General features: G+C 71.3%; 14 protein-coding genes. 9 read left to right on the forward strand and 5 right to left on the reverse strand.

Annotation, left to right across the window (positions count from 1 at the left end):
* Positions 1 to 43 precede the first annotated feature (43 nt).
* Positions 44 to 361, forward strand: coding sequence for a TadE family type IV pilus minor pilin (locus ACQVFL_RS01325; RefSeq protein ID WP_396692721.1), 318 nt, complete (start codon positions 44 to 46; stop codon positions 359 to 361).
* A complete protein-coding gene (locus ACQVFL_RS01330) occupies positions 358 to 768 on the forward strand; it encodes an Rv3654c family TadE-like protein (RefSeq protein ID WP_431728392.1) in 411 nt (136 codons plus the stop codon). Before ACQVFL_RS01325 ends, ACQVFL_RS01330 begins: the two co-directional genes overlap by 4 nt.
* A gap of 198 nt (positions 769 to 966) precedes the next feature.
* On the opposite strand, the gene ACQVFL_RS01335 is transcribed toward ACQVFL_RS01330, so the two are convergent.
* The 3 genes from ACQVFL_RS01335 to ACQVFL_RS01345 form a co-directional block, all read right to left on the reverse strand.
* On the reverse strand, positions 967 to 1,545 hold the full coding sequence (locus ACQVFL_RS01335; RefSeq protein WP_396692136.1) for a hypothetical protein: 579 nt from the start codon (positions 1,543 to 1,545) through the stop codon (positions 967 to 969).
* 71 nt (positions 1,546 to 1,616) lie between these two features.
* Positions 1,617 to 1,823, reverse strand: a complete 207-nt coding sequence (locus ACQVFL_RS01340) for a hypothetical protein (RefSeq protein ID WP_350700579.1) — start codon at positions 1,821 to 1,823, stop codon at positions 1,617 to 1,619.
* A 108-nt stretch (positions 1,824 to 1,931) separates the two neighbouring features.
* Positions 1,932 to 4,406, reverse strand: a complete 2,475-nt coding sequence (locus ACQVFL_RS01345) for a DEAD/DEAH box helicase (RefSeq protein WP_431728393.1) — start codon at positions 4,404 to 4,406, stop codon at positions 1,932 to 1,934.
* Between the two features lie 129 nt (positions 4,407 to 4,535).
* On the opposite strand from ACQVFL_RS01345, the gene ACQVFL_RS01350 reads away from it, so the two are divergent.
* The 6 genes from ACQVFL_RS01350 to topA all read left to right on the forward strand — a co-directional run bounded on the left by ACQVFL_RS01350 (position 4,536) and on the right by topA (position 12,629).
* Positions 4,536 to 4,877, forward strand: a complete 342-nt coding sequence (locus tag ACQVFL_RS01350) for an STAS domain-containing protein (RefSeq protein WP_396692138.1) — start codon at positions 4,536 to 4,538, stop codon at positions 4,875 to 4,877.
* The gene (locus ACQVFL_RS01355; RefSeq protein ID WP_350700575.1) at positions 4,874 to 5,311 is read left to right on the forward strand and encodes an ATP-binding protein; all 438 of its coding nucleotides are present in this window, start codon (positions 4,874 to 4,876) and stop codon (positions 5,309 to 5,311) included. The genes ACQVFL_RS01350 and ACQVFL_RS01355 overlap by 4 nt, the downstream gene beginning before the upstream one ends.
* 409 nt (positions 5,312 to 5,720) lie before the next feature.
* On the forward strand, positions 5,721 to 8,102 hold the full coding sequence (locus ACQVFL_RS01360; RefSeq protein ID WP_396692139.1) for a sodium-translocating pyrophosphatase: 2,382 nt from the start codon (positions 5,721 to 5,723) through the stop codon (positions 8,100 to 8,102).
* 116 nt (positions 8,103 to 8,218) lie between these two features.
* Positions 8,219 to 8,761 (forward strand): hypothetical protein, encoded by a 543-nt coding sequence (locus ACQVFL_RS01365; protein WP_396692140.1) that lies wholly within the window; start codon positions 8,219 to 8,221, stop codon positions 8,759 to 8,761.
* A complete protein-coding gene (locus tag ACQVFL_RS01370) occupies positions 8,752 to 9,474 on the forward strand; it encodes a hypothetical protein (RefSeq protein ID WP_396692141.1) in 723 nt (240 codons plus the stop codon). Before ACQVFL_RS01365 ends, ACQVFL_RS01370 begins: the two co-directional genes overlap by 10 nt.
* Before the next feature lie 302 nt (positions 9,475 to 9,776).
* Entirely contained in the window at positions 9,777 to 12,629 is a 2,853-nt protein-coding gene (gene topA / locus ACQVFL_RS01375) for a type I DNA topoisomerase (protein ID WP_431729928.1), read from the forward strand.
* A gap of 570 nt (positions 12,630 to 13,199) precedes the next feature.
* On the opposite strand, the gene ACQVFL_RS01380 is transcribed toward topA, so the two are convergent.
* Positions 13,200 to 14,522, reverse strand: coding sequence for a D-arabinono-1,4-lactone oxidase (locus ACQVFL_RS01380; protein ID WP_431728394.1), 1,323 nt, complete (start codon positions 14,520 to 14,522; stop codon positions 13,200 to 13,202).
* Positions 14,523 to 14,745: 223 nt separating this feature from the next.
* On the opposite strand from ACQVFL_RS01380, the gene ACQVFL_RS01385 reads away from it, so the two are divergent.
* The gene (locus ACQVFL_RS01385; RefSeq protein WP_396692143.1) at positions 14,746 to 15,393 is read left to right on the forward strand and encodes a TetR family transcriptional regulator; all 648 of its coding nucleotides are present in this window, start codon (positions 14,746 to 14,748) and stop codon (positions 15,391 to 15,393) included.
* Between the two features lie 119 nt (positions 15,394 to 15,512).
* Here the strand turns inward: ACQVFL_RS01385 and ACQVFL_RS01390 are convergent, their stop codons facing one another.
* Positions 15,513 to 16,721, reverse strand: a complete 1,209-nt coding sequence (locus tag ACQVFL_RS01390; RefSeq protein WP_431728395.1) for an amino acid deaminase/aldolase — start codon at positions 16,719 to 16,721, stop codon at positions 15,513 to 15,515.
* Positions 16,722 to 16,753 lie beyond the last annotated feature (32 nt).

Here is a 16,753-nt window from a genome sequence, read left to right on the forward strand (position 1 = left end):
GCGCCGGCCGGCCGGTCGTGACCGGGGTTCCTTCACCGCCGAGATGGCGGCCGGTCTGCCGGCGCTGGTGCTGCTCCTGCTCGTCGGGCTGACCGCCGTCAACGCGGTCAGCACCAGGGCGGCCTGCCTGGACGCGGCCCGGGAGGCGGCGCTCGCCGCCTCCCGGGGCGAGCCGGGTGACAGCGCCGCTCACCGGTACGCACCTCCGGGTGCCGAGGTGGCCGTCGTGGTGGACGACGAGACGGTCCGGGTGACCGTGCGTGCCCCGGTGCGTGCCCTCGGCACCGACCTGCCCGCGATCGTCGTCGTGGCCACGGCGGTGGCGGCCGTCGAGCCCGGCATCCCGGAGCCGAGGCCGTGACCTCCGCCCAGCCCCCGGACCACCCCGCCGGGGCCGCGGCTCGGTGTCGGCGGCGAGTCGGCGGGCGTGACCGGGGTGGGGCCATGGTCTGCCTGCTGGCGGTCGGGCTGATCTTCGTGCTCAGTGGGATCTTCGGCGCGGGGGTCGGCGCCGCACGGGTGGCACGTCAGCAGGCGCGGGTCGCGGCCGACTTCGGGGCGCTCGCCGGAGCGGGTCGTGCGCTGCACGACGAGTCGCAGGCGTGTGCCCGTGCCGCCGAACTCGTCGCCGCCAACGGCGCGAGGCTCGTCCGGTGCCAGGTCGACGGGATCGACGTGGTGGTCACCGCAGCGGTGTCGGTGCGTCCGCTGCCCGGGATCTCGCGGGTCGCCACGGCCACCTCCCGGGCCGGCCCGGTGCGCGGGTGAGCAGGTTCGCACGGGCGTGGAACACATCGGGAGCGAGCCGGCCGGGAGCCGGCTCGCCACCGGCGGGCGGCGAGCCGATTCCCTGACGCCGCGCGACGCCGAGGCCGAGCAGCGACGCCGTGCAACGACGTCGACGCCGCCGCCGGAAACGAGGTCGGTGGCCGACGGTCGGCGACGCGAACGCCGACGTCGTCGAGGTCAGCGACCCTGAAGCGCGTCGAGTGCGATCGCCATGGCGATCACCAGGCGGCGGTCGATCTGCGGGTGCTGGATCTCGACGACGTAGCGGTCACGCAGGCCCCACTTCTTCACCACCGAGAAGACCGGCTGACCGTCGGCGACGAAGTCGAAGTGGTACGGCAGCCACGACAGCGACTCGGCGAACCGGCGCAGCACCGCCACCGGCATGCTGCGCTCCTGACCGACGATGTTCGGCAGACCGGACTGCTCGACGTGCCAGGTCGAGCGGAGCAGCGACTGCGCGAAGTCCTTGCGGAACAGTCCGATCGGGGTGCCGGCGTGGTCGGTGACGTCGTACGTGGCGCCGAGGTCGATGCGCTGGCGGGCCTTGAACCCGAGCAGCGGCTGCTGCTTGGAGTCGTCGGCGTAGATGGTCACCTGCTCCTTGAAGGCGAGCCGCTTCTGCTGGGCGAAGGCCAGCAGACCGCCCTCGGAGCCGTCCGGCGCGACGCTGTGCACCTCGTACTGGTTGACCATGAAACGTAACCGCTGACGGATGTGGAACTGGTGCTGTGCCTGCAAGCTATCGAGCTGCATGAGAATCTCCTCGATCGTGGTGCGCCGGAGTGTCGCACAGCTCGGCAAGCGACCCGACGCTGAGTGTCGGGTCAGCGGACACCGTCGACAGCCGCCCGGTGGGACCAGGTGGTGAGGAGTTGGTGGATGGTACGCAGTCGCTCGTTGATCTGGTCCAGGCGCTCGGCCTGGGCCAGGGTGGCGAGCGCCGTACCGAGGGCGATCTGCTGGTCGATGTCGAGTTTCTCCTGGTCGATGGTGTAGAGCAGCTCGACGGTCTCGGCGATGGTGTCGGCCACGGCTCCTCCTCCAGGTACGGCGGCGACGACGGAATGATGGTCACGGCGCTCGATGGAAGCGCTCCCATCCATCAATGCCCGGATCGACCGGATCTCATGCCTGCCCGCTCATTCCGACAGGTTCGCCAGCACCACGTCCAGCACCCTGATCGCGTCCGGCTTCGACAACGGGTTGTTGCCGTTGCCGCATTTCGGCGACTGGACGCAGGAGGGGCAGCCGTGGTCGCAGCCGCATTCGGCGATCGCGTCCCGGGTGGCGCGCAGCCAGGACGACGCCATGCCGTACGCCCGCTCGGCGAAGCCCGCGCCGCCGGGGTGGCCGTCGTAGACGAAGACGGTCGGGGCCTCGGTGTCCGGGTGCACCGCCGTGGACAACCCGCCGATGTCCCACCGGTCACAGGTGGCGACCAGCGGCAGCAGACCGATCGCGGCGTGTTCGGCGGCGTGCAGCCCGCCCGGCACGTCGGCCGGGTCCACCCCGGCCGCCGCAAGCGAATCGGGGGAGAGGGTGAACCAGACCGCGACGGTACGCAGTTCCCGCGCCGGCAGGTCCAGCGGTCGGGTGTCGATCACCTCGCCGGTGGCGATCCGCCTCCGCTGGTACGACACCACCTGGCTGGTGACGTCCACTTCGCCGAGGAACAGCCCGACCGGTCCGGCGTCGACGTACGAGCGCACCGACACCACCGACAGTGAGGTGACGTCCCGCGCGTGGGTGGACCAGTCCGGCTCCTCGGGGTGCACCAGCGCGCACCCGTCGTCGAGGTCGAGCGTGTCGACCACGTACGACACGCCCTGGTGCAGGTAGACCGCGCCGGAGTGCAGCAGGAAGTGCGCCGAACCGCCGTCGACGGTGCCGAGCAGTCGGCCGGTCGCCGCCTCCACCACGCAGACCGGCGCGCCGCCCTCGCCGCGCAGGTCGACCTGGGGACGTTCCCGGTGCCGCCAGTACCAGCCGGTCGGCCGCTGCCGCAGCGCACCCGCCTCGACCAGCGCCGCGGCCGTCTCCTTCGCGCCGTCACCGAACAACGCCAGGTCGGCGTCGGTGAGCGGGGCCTCGGCCGCCGCGCAGGCCAACTGCGGCCCGAGCACGTACGCGTTCGCCGGGTCGAGCACGGTGGCCTCCACCGGTGCCCCGAACACCGCCTCCGGATGGTGCACCAGGTAGGTGTCGAGCGGGTCGTCCCGGGCGATCAGCACGGCGAGCGCCTCCTGGCCGGATCGCCCGGCCCGTCCGGCCTGCTGCCACAGCGACGCCCGGGTACCCGGGTATCCGCAGATCAGCACCGCGTCCAGCCCGATCAGGTCGACGCCAAGCTCCAGGGCGTTGGTCGAGGCGAGCCCGAGCAGGTCGCCGTGCAGCAGCGCGCGCTCCAGTTCCCGGCGTTCCTCACGCAGGTAGCCACCCCGGTATGCGGCGACCCGGTCACCCAGCCCGGGGACCGCCTCGTCGAGGCTGCGCCGGGTGCTGGTGGCGACCACCTCGGCACCTCGGCGGGACCGGACGAACGCCAGGGTGCGTACTCCGGCGGCGACGGTGTCGGCGAGCAGGTCGGCGGTCTCCCGCAACGCCGACCGCCGCACCTGGGTGAGATCGGCCGCCTCGGGAGGCCCGCTGAAGGGCGGCCCACCGGAAGACGAACTGCCGGGAGACGAGCTGCCGGACCGCGAGCCACCGGGTGCGGAGTCGCCGGGTGCCGGGCGGGGGGAGGGGATCGCGGCCGGGTCGGGTGGAAGCAACGGTGGCTCCCAGAGCGCGAAGGTCACCCCGGCCCTCGGCGAGGTGTCCTCGGTGATCGCGGTCACCGGCAGGCCGGTCAGTCGACCGGCTGCGGCGGCGGGGTCGCCGGAGGTGGCCGAGGCGAGCACGAACGTCGGGCCGGGGTCGCCGGTGGCGGGGCGGTAGCGGGCGCACTGCCGCCGTAGCCGCCGCAGCACGTGGGCCACGTGCGAGCCGAACACGCCCCGGTAGACGTGGCACTCGTCGACCACCACGTACGCCAACCGGCGCAGGAACCCCGACCACTGGGCGTGACCGGGCAGGATGCCGTGGTGCAGCATGTCCGGGTTGGTCAGCACGAACCGGGAGTGCCGACGGATCCACTCCCGTTCGGCACGCGGGGTGTCACCGTCGTAGCAGGACGGTCGTACGCCCTCGATCTCCAGGGTGGCGACGGCGCGTAACTGGTCGGCGGCGAGCGCCTTGGTGGGAGCCAGGTAGAGCACCGTGGCGCGCGGGTCGGCGAGCAGGGTGGCCAGCGCGGGCAGTTGGTACGCCAGCGACTTGCCGGACGCGGTGCCGGTGGCCACCACGACGTGCCGGTGGTCGTACGCGATCTCGGCCGCCTCGGCCTGGTGCCGCCAGGGTGTCGTCACCCCGCGCCGGGCGTACGCGGCACGCAGGTCCTCGGGTGCCCAGGTCGGCCACGGCACCGCGATCCCGGAGCGGGGCGGCACCCGCTCGACGTGGGTGATCGGGTCGGTGGCGTGTCGCTGGCGCAGCCGACGCAGCAGATCGCCCGGCGGCGGTCGTTCCGGGCCGCTGCCGGCGGAGACGGGCGCTGCCGGGGTCACGTTCTGCACTCTCGCACTGGTGTTCGGAAATGGGAAATCGTCGCGTCTGCAGGTCGGAACCGGGTCCGTGAGTCGTCAGGTGCCGTCGGGGGTAATGGTTAGATGCCAGAGAGCTTACGGCTGCGCGAGGGAGGACCGATGGAGCTGTCACTGGCGACCCGCACCGTGGGGGAGCACACGGTGCTCGAGGTCGGCGGTGAGGTGGATGTCTACACCGCCCCCCGGCTGCGCGAGCGGCTGCTGGAGTTGATCGACGCCGGAGCCCGGCACGTGGTGGTCGATCTCGGCCGGGTCGACTTCCTCGACTCCACCGGCCTGGGTGTGCTGGTCGGCGCGCTCAAGCGCCTGCGGACCGCCGACGGCACCTTCTCGCTGGTCTGCGACAAGGAACCGCTGCTCAAGATCTTCCGGATCACCGCGCTGGACCAGGTCTTCCCACTGCATCCCACGGTCGAAGCGGCGACCGGTACCGGCGCGTGATGGCGACGGTCCGGCTCTCCTTCTCTCCGGCGCCGGTGCACGTGCGTACCGCCCGCCTGGTCGGCGTGGCGGTTGCCCGGCGGGCCGGCGTCCGCGAGGACCTGCTCGACGAGGTACGCCTGGCCATCGGTGAGGCGTGCACCCGCGCGGTCGCCCTGCACCGCCAGTACGGCGTGCCGGATCCGGTGCTGGTCGAGATGTCCGACTCCGGGTCGTACGCGGTGCGGGTGGTGGACCGGGCGCCGATCGAGGCGAGCATCGGTCTCGCCGCGCTCGACGCCGACCAGTTGGCCAACGAGTCCCTCGACGAGGACGACCTCACCACCGGCGTCGGGTTCGCCCTGCTCGCCGGTTTCGTCGAGGACCTCCAGGTGCGGCCGGTCGACGAGGGTGTCGGCACCGAGGTGCGGATGGTCTGGCCGGTCGGTCGCTGACCGGTCGGCACCCGCCGACCACCGACACGTCACCACATCGCGCTGAACCGCCTCGGATCGGCGCCGCGGAATGCGGCATTCGTGTCGCGGTGGCATCGAATCATCGGGCTCGTATTCCCTGGCCTGGGAATGCGAGCCCGTTCCCATGGACCCGTTCCTATATCAGATTTCGTTTCATAACACAGCGACGAAGATCATCGGCCGATGGTGCCACCTCGGTGTGACCTCGAACACTGCGGAGGGCTACAGTACCCGGGTTGTCAGCAAGTGATCCACCGGGCAGCCAGCGCAGATGGGCGTCCGTCGCCGGTTTCGCCGGGGTGGGTGGCGCGCACTTGCGAATTCGCATACAGGCACCGGCCGGTGCGTCTCCACCGGCCGGTGCGTTGTTCGGCACAGGAGGACACAGATGTCCGACACCTTGGCCGCCGAGGGCGGCGGGATCTCCCTAACCGGAGCCAATGTCACGTACGTCGTCATCGCCGCGGTGATCGCGTTGGTCGCGCTCGCCTTCGCCGCCGCGTTGACGAAGACCGTGCTGGCCGCGGGCAAGGGCACCACCAACATGCAGGAGATCTCCGGGGCCGTGCAGGAGGGCGCCTCGGCCTACCTGATCCGGCAGTTCCGGACTCTGGCGATCTTCGTGGTGATCGCCGTGGTCCTGCTGTTCCTGCTGCCGGTGCACGACACCGACGGCAGCGAGACCGCGGTGAAGCTCGGGCGTTCCCTCTTCTTCGTGGTCGGCGCGCTGTTCAGCGCCTTCATCGGTGGCGCCGGCATGTGGCTGGCGACCCGGGCCAACCTGCGCGTGGCCGCCGCCGCCCGGGAACGCGAAGGCGGCCGGGAAGCGGCCATGAAGATCGCCTTCCGGACCGGTGGCGTGGTCGGCTTCCTCACCGTCGGCCTCGGCCTCTTCGGTGCCGCGCTGGTCGTGCTGATCTTCCGGGGCGACGCGCCGACCGTGCTGGAGGGCTTCGGCTTCGGTGCCGCCCTGCTGGCCATGTTCATGCGGGTCGGCGGCGGCATCTTCACCAAGGCGGCCGACGTCGGCGCCGACCTGGTCGGCAAGGTCGAGCAGGGCATCCCCGAGGACGACCCGCGCAACGCCGCGACCATCGCCGACAACGTGGGCGACAACGTCGGTGACTGCGCCGGCATGGCCGCCGACCTGTTCGAGTCGTACGCGGTCACCCTGGTCGCCGCGCTGATCCTGGGCCGCGCCGCGTTCGGTACCGACGGCCTGGTGCTTCCGCTGATCATCTCCACGATCGGTGTGCTCGTCGCCATCATCGGCGTCTTCATCACCCGGCTGCGCGCCTCCGACCGCAACGGTCTGACCGCGATCAACCGGGCCTTCTACCTCTCCGCGGTGATCTCGGCGGTGCTGGTCGCGATCGCCACTGTCTTCTACCTCCAGCCGACCTGGGCCGCGCAGCTCGGCGACAACTGGCGGGAGAGCCTCGGCGTCGAGGGCGGCGACCCGCCGTTCGGCCCGCGTGGCGTGGTGATCGGCGCGGTCGTCATCGGCATCGTGCTGGCCGCCGCGATCCAGGCACTGACCGGCTACTTCACCGAGACCGACCGGCGGCCGGTGCAGGACATCGGCAAGAGCTCGCAGACCGGCCCGGCCACCGTCATCCTCGCCGGCATCAGCGTCGGCCTGGAGTCGGCGGTCTACTCGGCGCTGCTCATCGCCGCCGGTGTCTTCGGCGCCTTCCTGTTGGGCGGCGGTTCGATCACGCTCTCGCTGTTCGCCGTGGCGCTGGCCGGCACCGGTCTGCTGACCACCGTCGGCGTGATCGTCGCGATGGACACCTTCGGGCCGATCTCCGACAACGCCCAGGGCGTGGCCGAGATGTCCGGTGACATCGACGAGCACGGCGCCCGGACGCTGACCGAGCTGGACGCCGTCGGCAACACCACGAAGGCGATCACCAAGGGCATCGCGATCGCCACCGCCGTGCTGGCCGCGACCGCGCTGTTCGGCTCGTACACCGACACGCTGCGCATCGCGTACGCCGACGCCGGGGTGACCGACGTCAGCGCCGAGATCCTCAACGCGCTGAACGTGGCCAATCCGCAGAACCTGGTCGGTTTGATCATCGGTGCGGCCGTGGTGTTCCTCTTCTCCGGCCTGGCCATCAACGCGGTCTCCCGCTCGGCCGGTGCCGTGGTGATGGAGGTCCGTCGGCAGTTCCGCGAGCTGCCCGGGATCATGGACCGGACCCAGCGGCCGGAGTACGGCAAGGTGGTCGACATCTGCACCCGGGACGCGCAGCGTGAGCTGCTGACGCCGGGTCTGCTGGCGATCCTGGCACCGATCGCGGTCGGGTTCGGCCTCGGGCCCGGCGCGCTGGCGTCGTACCTGGCCGGTGCGATCGGGGCGGGCACGCTGATGGCGGTCTTCCTGGCCAACTCCGGCGGTGCCTGGGACAACAGCAAGAAGATGGTCGAGGACGGCGCGTACGGCGGCAAGGGCTCCGACGCGCACGCCGCGACCGTCATCGGCGACACCGTCGGCGACCCGTTCAAGGACACCGCCGGTCCGGCCATCAACCCGCTGCTCAAGGTGATGAACCTGGTCTCGCTGCTGATCGCGCCGGCCGTGGTGGCCTGGAGCATCGGCGACGACCGCAACGTCGGCCTGCGGGTCGGCATCGCGGTGGTGGCGACCTTGATCATCGTCGCGGCGGTGGTGTTCAGCAAGCGCAAGAGCGTGGCGATGGACGAGGGCAACGACAGCGGCGGCGCCGGCACCGCCGACCCACGTCCGGAGGAGATCAAGGCCTGACGCCCGTCGGCACCCGCGGTCCCCGGTCGGTTCGTCGTCGACCGGGGACCGCTCGCCCGTACGCCCCGTACACCTGACCGGTGCCGACGGCGAGGAGAAGCCGTACCCTGCAACGCATGCGTACCTGCCGGGCGGCGACCGCCGGAAAGCTCACGGTGGTCCTGGCTACGCTGATTCTGCTGGCCGCCTGCGGCTCCAGCGGTCCGAGCCCTCGGGCGTGGGCGGCGTCGGTGTGCACCGCGCTGAGTCCCTGGCGGGCCGAGATCAGCAAGTTGACCAGCAGCACCAACGAGCAGATGACCGCCCAGACCACCCCCGCGCAGGCCAAGGAGAACCTGGTCCGCCTCTTCGCCGGGGCCGAGGAGGCCAGCGAGACCGCGCGGCTCAAGGTCGAGCAGGCCGGCGTGCCCAAGGTCGAGCAGGGCGAGGAGGTCTCCGCCGGCTTCCGGGCCGCGCTCGCCTCGATGCGGGACGCCTACGGCCGGGCCCGCACCACCATCGACGGGCTCGGCATCGGCGAGGCCGGTGCCTTCTACGACGGCGTCCGGTCGACCGTCGAGACCCTCCAGCAGGAGTACGACGCCAGCGCGCTGGACACCAGCCGGCTCAACTCGGAGGAGTTGAAGCGCGCCTTCGACGAGGTACCTGAATGCCGTTGAGCGGTTCCGGAGAGACACCGGCGGCCACACCGCTGCCGGTGACCTTCCCGGTGCCCGACCCGTCCGGTCCGGCGCCACGACGACGTGGTGAGGCGACCGGACGACCGGCGGTGCCCGAGCGGGGCGTCACCGACGAACGGCAACTGGTCTTCTTCGGCGCGGAGACCGGGGAACCCTCCGTCGCCGACCTGGCCGGGCTGCTCGCCGGGCCGGGCGAGGTGCACCGGATGGGCGGGACCGCTCGCCTGTCGGTGCAGGTGGACGCCGCCTGGCGGGTGCACGTGCTCGTCACCGAGCTGGGCCGTCGGGGCGTACGGGCGGCCTGGGAGACGACCGGGGACCGACGGTATGCGGTGCGGACGGCGTACACCCGGACGATCGTGCCGCTGGCGGTGGCCTGGCTGCGCGGCCCGACCCAGCACCCGCCCCCGGGTTTCCAACTCGACGGCCGTCGGCTCCGGCTCTGGCTGGCCGCCGCCGGGGTGGCCGAAACGCCCGACTTCGTGCTTCATCTCGGCGGCACCGACCCGGGCCGGTGGGCGGCGGTCGGCGCAGCGTTGCACGCGGTCGGACTGACCGGTGACCTGCTGGTGCCGGAGGCGGGCGGACCGGCGTACCGGATCACCGGTCGACGCCGGACGGCGCGGCTCGCGGAGCTGGTCGGCGAGCGTCCCGACGCGGCTCCGCCCGGCACCTGGCCGACCCGCGACTGATCCACCGCCGGCTGTCCGATCGGAGACAGCCGGGCGTCGGGGAACACAGGGAGAATCGGCCGGGTTGCACCTCCACCGAGGGGCTGCCCTGATCACAGTGACCCGTTCCACACCCTACTCAGGGTGTACGGTGACGCCGTCCGGCGCGACCACAGATCGTCCCGGGCGAATTGCCGCCCGCGAAACCCGAAACGCGGACGGCGCGTTACGTTGGACATCCGGACCGCTGGGTATCGGTGGGTCGAGTGCGCCCGGAACCGGGCGCTGGCGCGGCCATGAGCAGGGAAGAGGTCGAAGCAGACGTGCCGAGCAACGCTGGAACCACCCGTCTGGTCATCGTCGAGTCCCCGGCGAAGGCCAAGACGATCTCGGGCTACCTCGGCCCGGGGTACGTCGTGGAGGCCAGCTTCGGGCATGTCCGCGACCTGCCGCGTAACGCCGCCGACGTGCCGGCCCGGTACAAGGGCGAGTCGTGGGCCCGGCTCGGCGTCGACGTCGACAACGGCTTCCACGCCCTCTACGTCGTCTCCGCCGACCGCAAGCAGCAGATCAGCAAGCTGACCAAGCTGGCCAAGGAGGTCGACGAGATCTTCCTGGCGACGGATGAGGACCGCGAGGGCGAGGCGATCGCCTGGCACCTGGTGGAGACGCTCAAGCCGAAGGTGCCGGTCCGGCGGATGGTCTTCCACGAGATCACCAAGCCGGCGATCCAGGCGGCGGTGGCCAACCCCCGGGAGATCGACCGCGACCTGGTCGACGCCCAGGAGGCCCGGCGCATCCTCGACCGCCTCTACGGCTACGAGGTCTCCCCGGTGCTGTGGAAGAAGGTCATGCCGAGGCTCTCGGCGGGCCGGGTGCAGTCCGTGGCGACCCGGATCGTGGTCGAGCGGGAGCGGCAGCGGATGGCCTTCCGCACCGCCGAGTACTGGGACATCCTGGCCACGCTCGCCGTGACGAACGCCGGGGAGGGGCCGCGCACCTTCAACGCCACCCTGGTCGCGCTCAACGGCGACCGGATCGCCACCGGCAAGGACTTCGAGCCCACCACCGGCCGGGTCAAGCCCGGTGCCGGCGTGGTGCACCTCGACGAGAGCGGCGCGCGGGGGCTCGCGGCCCGCCTCGACGGGCGGCCGTTCACCGTCACCCGGGTCGAGGAGAAGCCGTACCGTCGCCGCCCGTACGCGCCCTTCATCACCTCCACGCTCCAGCAGGAGGCGGCCCGCAAGCTGCGGTTCTCGTCGCAGCAGACGATGCGTACCGCGCAGCGGCTCTACGAGAACGGCTACATCACCTACATGCGTACCGACTCGGTGAGCCTGTCGGACACCGCCATCGCGGCGGCCCGCCGACAGATCGTCGAGCTGTACGGCGAGCGCAGCGTGCCGCCGGAGCCGCGCCGTTACACCGGCAAGGTGAAGAACGCGCAGGAGGCGCACGAGGCGATCCGCCCCGCCGGGGACAACTTCCGGACCCCGGGCGAGGTGGCCAAGGAGCTGTCGGCCGAGGAGTTCAAGCTCTACGAGCTGATCTGGCGGCGCACCATCGCCTCGCAGATGACCGACGCGGTCGGCTCCAGCGTCTCGGTCCGGATCCGGGCCACCACCACCGGTGGCGAGGAGGCCGACTTCGGCGCCACCGGCAAGACCATCACCGACCCGGGCTTCCTGCGCGCGTACGTCGAGTCCAGCGACGACGAGAACGCCGAGGCCGAGGACGCCGAGCGCCGGCTGCCCAACCTGGTCAAGGACCAGCCGCTGACCGCCGACCAGTTGGCGGCACAGGGCCACCACACCCAGCCGCCCGCCCGCTACACCGAGGCGTCGCTGGTCAAGGCACTGGAGGAGCTGGGCATCGGCCGCCCCTCCACGTACGCGTCGATCATGCAGACGATCCAGGACCGTGGGTACGTGGTGAAGCGCGGCCAGGCGATGATCCCGTCGTTCCTCGCGTTCGCGGTGATCGGGCTGATGGAGCGGCACTACCCGCGCCTGATCGACTATGACTTCACGGCCAGCATGGAGAACGAGCTGGACGAGATCGCCGGTGGTGACCACGCGGCGGTCGACTTCCTCACCGCGTTCTACTTCGGCACCACCAACGGTGCCGGAGACCAGGACATCGCCCGTTCCGGCGGCCTCAAGAAGCTGGTCACCGAGAACCTCAGCGACATCGACGCGCGCAGCGTCAACTCGATCCCGCTGTTCACTGACGACGAGGGACGCGAGGTCGTGGTGCGGGTCGGCCGGTACGGGCCGTACCTCCAGCGTCGGGCGCCCGGCGAGGAGCAGGCACCGGTCGCCGAGGGCGAGGAGGGCGCGGCCCCGGGCGACCGGGCACCGATCCCCGAGGGCCTCGCGCCGGACGAGCTGACCCCGGAGAAGGTCCACGAGTTGTTCCTCGGCGGCGGGGGCGAGCGCAAGCTCGGCGACGACCCGGCGACCGGCGAGCCGATCGTGCTCAAGTCCGGCCGCTTCGGCCCGTACGTGGCCAGCGGCGAGCGCAAATCCTCGCTGCTGCGCTCGCAGTCGCCGGACTCGCTCACCTTCGACGAGGCGCTCAAGCTGCTCAGCCTGCCCCGGGTGATCGGCGTGGCACCGGACGGTGCCGAGGTGGTCGCCAACAACGGCCGCTACGGCCCGTACGTCAAGCGCGGTGACGAGTTCCGTTCGCTGGACTCCGAAGACAAGATGTTCACCGTCACCCTGGACGAGGCGTTGGCCCTGCTGGCCGCCCCGAAGAACCGGCAACGACGGGCCGCCGCGCCGCCGCTGCGGGAGATGGGCGCCGACCCGCTGACCGAGAAGCCGTTGGTCATCAAGGACGGTCGGTTCGGCCCGTACGTCACCGACGGGGAGACGAACGCATCGCTGCGACGCGGCCAGACCCCGGAGGCGCTCACTCTGGAGGAAGCCTCCGAGATGCTCGCCGAGAAGCGGGCGAAGGGTCCGGCGCCGAAGAAGAAGGCCGCCGCGAAGAAGGCGCCCGCCAAGAAGGCACCCGCCAAGGCCGGTGCCACCAAGGCCGCCGCCTCGAACTCCACCACCAAGGCCGCTGCCTCGAAGACGGCGTCGAAGGCGGCAGCCTCGAAGGCCGCACCGAGGAAGGCGGCGCCGAAGAAGGCCACCGCCGCCAAGAAAGCACCCGCGGCCGACTGACCGCGGTCCGCTGACGGACCTCGTCCCGTCGCTGATGGAGGCTGGTCGAAGGAGCAGGGCTGACCAGCCGATTCAGACATCGCTGCCCTACCCATCCCGGCCACCTGGCCTGCCTGCCGCCGCCACTCCAGCTCGACCTCGGTGGACAACCACGAGATCTTGGGGTCCGACTCGGTGGTGTGCTGGTGATCCCGGGGAGGGTGGGTAGATCTGTTGTCGCTCCGACGACAACAGATCTACCCACCGCCCTTGACCAAGGAGTTTGCGCCCTCAGACGTGCTCCTCCGAGACCAAAACTCCTTGATCAACTCGGCGGGCGTCAGCGTGTGGGTGGTGTGCGTGCGCGTGGAGACGGGCAAGATCCGCGCGACGTCAGCGATGTTGCTGTCTCCGAGGGTGCCTGAGGCAAGTTGTGTGGCTCGTGATGAGCCGCGAGGGAGGGGGTGGACACGGTGGTTTCGGGCGGGATCGCGATCCACCACGTCACGTCCCGTGCAGATCGCACCTCTTCGACCTCGTGAAGCGCCAGGATCGCTGGCCCGGCCAGGATCGGTCGACGGGTGAGCTCGCTCAGGTTGTGGGGTGTGGGCCCAGGAGGGTGTCCAGGTAGGGGGTGGTGAAGGTGCGGTGCGGGTCGAGTCGGGCGCGGACCTGCTGGAACTCCTGCCAGCGGGGATAGGCGTCGGCCAACGAGGCGGCCTCGCGCCAGTGCAGCTTGCCCCAGTGCGGGCGTCCGGTCAGGCCGGTCGCCACATGCTCGAAGGCCCGGAAGTACGGCTCGTACGGCATCCCGACGTATTGGTGTACGGCGATGTACGCCGACTCGCGACCGTACGAGTGGGACAGCCAGATGTCGTCGGCGGCGGTGAAGCGGACCTCGACCGGGAACAGCACCTTGAACGGCAACCCGTCGATGATCCGGCGTAGCGCGCCGAGCGCCTCGGGAAGGGCGTCGCGGGGTAGTGCGTACTCCATCTCGGTGAAGCGGACGCGGCGCGGGGTGCAGAAGACGGTGTCGGAGCGACCGGTGTAGGCCCGCTCGCTGAGCACCCGTGCACTGACCGCGCTGATCGGCGGGGCGAGGGCCGGTGCGGCGCGGCCGAGGCGGCAGGCGGCGGCGAAGACGCTGTTGGCCATGAAGTCGTCGTCCAGCCAGCTCCGCCAGCGGGGCAGCGGCCGGTCGTCGGCGGTGGTGCGGTCGTTGGTCTTGAGCTGTACCCGGGTGGTGTACGGGAACCAGAAGAACTCGACGTGGTCGTGCCGGTCGATCAGGTCGGGCAGTTCGGCGAGCACGGTGTCCAGGTGTGCGGGGCGTTCGTGGGCCCGCAGCACGAAGGCGTCCACGCAGCGCAGGGTGACCTCGACAAGGACGCCGAGGGCGCCGAGTGAGATCCGGGCCGCGTCGAACACGTCGGGATGCTGCTCGGCGGAGCAGTGCAGGATCTCGCCGGTTCCGGTGACCAGGGTCAACGCCTCGACGAAGGTGGCCAGTCCGCCGTGTCCGGCACCGGTGCCGTGGGTGCCGGTGGAGATCGCCCCGGCCACGGTCTGCGCGTCGACGTCGCCGAGGTTCGGCAGTGCCAGGCGGTGCGCGGCGAGCAGCGAGTTCAGTTCCCGCAGCGTCATCCCGGCCGGTACGGTGACGAGGCGTCGATCGGCGTCCACCTGTACGTCGACGGCCAGTCGGCTCAGGTCCATCCGCCGCCCGTCGGTGACCGCGACGGGCGTGAAGGAGTGTCCACTGCCGACCGGTCGGATCCGTTCGCCGGTGGCGGAGCGTACCTGCTCGGCCACCTCGGCGACGGTTGTCGGGCGCAGGACGGCGGTCGCCATGCTGTGCTGGTTGCCGCCCCAGTTGGACCAGGCGGTGGGGGTGCGTCCGGTTCCGGCCATGGCGCGCTCCTCAAGATGAATATGAACCGAGTTCATATCAGGAACGTTCTTCCTGGTAAATACCGCAATCGAGGTCCGCTCGTTGTACCGGTAGTCACGAACTCGTGACGTGCAGATATGTTCATCCGTCGAAGGGGGGTGGCGAGTGTCAACTTCAGCCGCCACGACCGGCCCACTGCGTCGCGTGCCAGTGCAGGGTCGTAGTGTCGCGCGCGTTCAGCGCATGCTGGACGCCTGCGCCGAGCTCGTCGACGAGGTGGGGTACGAAGGGCTGACCACCACCTTGCTCGCCGAGCGGGCCGAGGTGGCGATCGGGTCGGTCTACCAGTTCTTTCCGGACAAGCGGGCGATCGTGCAGGCGCTCACGCTGCGCACGATGGAGTCCTACCTCCAGCGGCTCGACGAACGCTTCGCCTCGGACGACCTGACACACTGGTGGGACGGGGTCGACGCGGGCATCGACGAGTACATCACGATGCACCGCACCGTTCCCGGTTTCCGTACCCTGCACTTCGGCGACGTGGTCGACCTGCATCTGCTCGATGAGCAGCGCGACAACAACGGGGTGATCGCCGACCAGTTGGCCCGGGTGCTCACCGAGCGGTTCGGGCTCGCCGACGTCCCCGACCTGCGTTTCCACCTGGAGATCGCGGTGGAGGCGGCGGACTCGCTGATCAAGCTCGCGTTCCGGCGCAGGCCGGACGGCGACGATCGGGTGCTGGCCGAGGCGAAGGCGTTGATCCGGGAGTACCTGCACCGCCAGATGGAGGCGCGCGGCGACAGCGGCCGTCGGCCGGTCGGGCAGCCCGCGAAGCCGGGCGACGACAAGATCGCCGAATCCACCGAGGCGTCGGCCAAGCAGCCGGCCTGACCTCGCCCGGCCCGGCGACGGAGCCCGTGGGGAACCCGCACGGCCCGCCGGACCGGCAGCTCTGAGCACCATGCCGCGACCGCGGTGGAGAACCTCGCCGTGGTCCCGGCTCGGCGTGTTCAGAGGAAGGCGTGTCCCTCGCCCCGGTAGGTCGGTACGGTGCCCACCACGTGGTCGCCGTCGACCAGGTGCAGCTCGTTGACCCGTTCGCACAGCTCGCCGGACTTGGCGTGGCGGAACCAGACCCGGTCACCGACCCGCAGGGTGGCGGCCGACGCGCCGGTCAACGGGGTCTGCACCTCACCGGCCCCCTCGGCGCCGAGCAGCTTGAGGCCGGTCGGCAGCCACGGCCGGGGCTGTCGGCTGTCGGCGGCGGAGCCGGAGGCGATCCAACCGCCGCCGAGCACGGTGGCCAGGTCGGGTGCCGGTCGGCGGACCACCGCGCAGGCGAAGAACGCCGCCGGGGTGGGGCGCCAGGCGCGGTACGCGTCGAAGAGCGTCGGCCCGTACAGGCCCGATCCCGCGGTGACCTCGGTGACCGCGGGATCGGCGCTGGTGGCGGCCACGCTGCCGGTCCCGCCGCCGTTGACGAACTCCAGGTCGGCGTGTTCGCGTACCGCGGCCACCGCCGCACCTCGGCGGGCCAGCAACTCGCGGTACGACCCGCGCTGGGCCACCCGGATCGCGGCGGCGAGCACCGCCTGCCCCGGCGGGGCGTCGCCCAGGCCGGCGATCTGTGCCTCGTACGACATCAGGCCGACCAGCCGGAATCCCGCCCGCCGGGAGACGGTGGCGGCGAGCCGCCCGGCCGCCCGGGCGGTGTGCACCGGTGAGCGACGGACCCCGACGTGCACCCGGCCGCCCAGCGGTCGCCACGAGGCGTCCAGGTCGAGGCAGACCCGCAGGTCCGGACGGCTGCCCGGAGCGGTCACCGTGTCGTAGAAGTCGAGTTGGTCGGGGTCGTCGACCATCAGCGTGACGGCTGCCGCCAGCGCCGGATCGGCGGCCAGCTCGGTCAGTGCCGCCCGGTCGGCGGTCGGGTACGCCACCAGCACGTCGGCGGTGACCCCGGTCCGGACCAGCCAGATCGCCTCGGGCAGCGTGAACGCCATCACCGACCGCCAGCCCGGGCGGGCCAGGGCGCGGGCGATCAGGTCCCGGCAGCGCAGTGACTTGCTCGCGATCCGCAGCGGCTTGCCGGCGGCCCGCGAGGTCAACGCGGCGGCGTTGGCGTCGAAGGCCCCGAGATCCACCACCGCGTACGGGGGGTCGAGGTGCGCGGTCGCCCGGTCCAGCCGGTGGCGCAGGTTATCGCTGTCGGTGGCCACGTGTGCACGCTAACTGTGAAACGGTGAATGCG

The organism is Verrucosispora sp. TAA-831, assembly GCF_050780145.1.
GTDB lineage: Bacteria > Actinomycetota > Actinomycetes > Mycobacteriales > Micromonosporaceae > Micromonospora.

Bases quoted from the DNA above. Each gene is read 5' to 3' on its own strand.
- ACQVFL_RS01325 (WP_396692721.1), top strand. From the start codon at position 44: ATGGCGGCCGGTCTGCCGGCGCTGGTGCTGCTCCTGCTCGTCGGGCTG.
- ACQVFL_RS01350 (WP_396692138.1), top strand. From the start codon at position 4,536: ATGGAGCTGTCACTGGCGACCCGCACCGTGGGGGAGCACACGGTGCTC.
- ACQVFL_RS01335 (WP_396692136.1), bottom strand. From the start codon at position 1,545: ATGCAGCTCGATAGCTTGCAGGCACAGCACCAGTTCCACATCCGTCAG.
- ACQVFL_RS01385 (WP_396692143.1), top strand. From the start codon at position 14,746: ATGCTGGACGCCTGCGCCGAGCTCGTCGACGAGGTGGGGTACGAAGGG.
- ACQVFL_RS01365 (WP_396692140.1), top strand. From the start codon at position 8,219: ATGCGTACCTGCCGGGCGGCGACCGCCGGAAAGCTCACGGTGGTCCTG.
- ACQVFL_RS01370 (WP_396692141.1), top strand. From the start codon at position 8,752: ATGCCGTTGAGCGGTTCCGGAGAGACACCGGCGGCCACACCGCTGCCG.
- ACQVFL_RS01360 (WP_396692139.1), top strand. From the start codon at position 5,721: ATGTCCGACACCTTGGCCGCCGAGGGCGGCGGGATCTCCCTAACCGGA.
- ACQVFL_RS01380 (WP_431728394.1), bottom strand. From the start codon at position 14,522: ATGGCCGGAACCGGACGCACCCCCACCGCCTGGTCCAACTGGGGCGGC.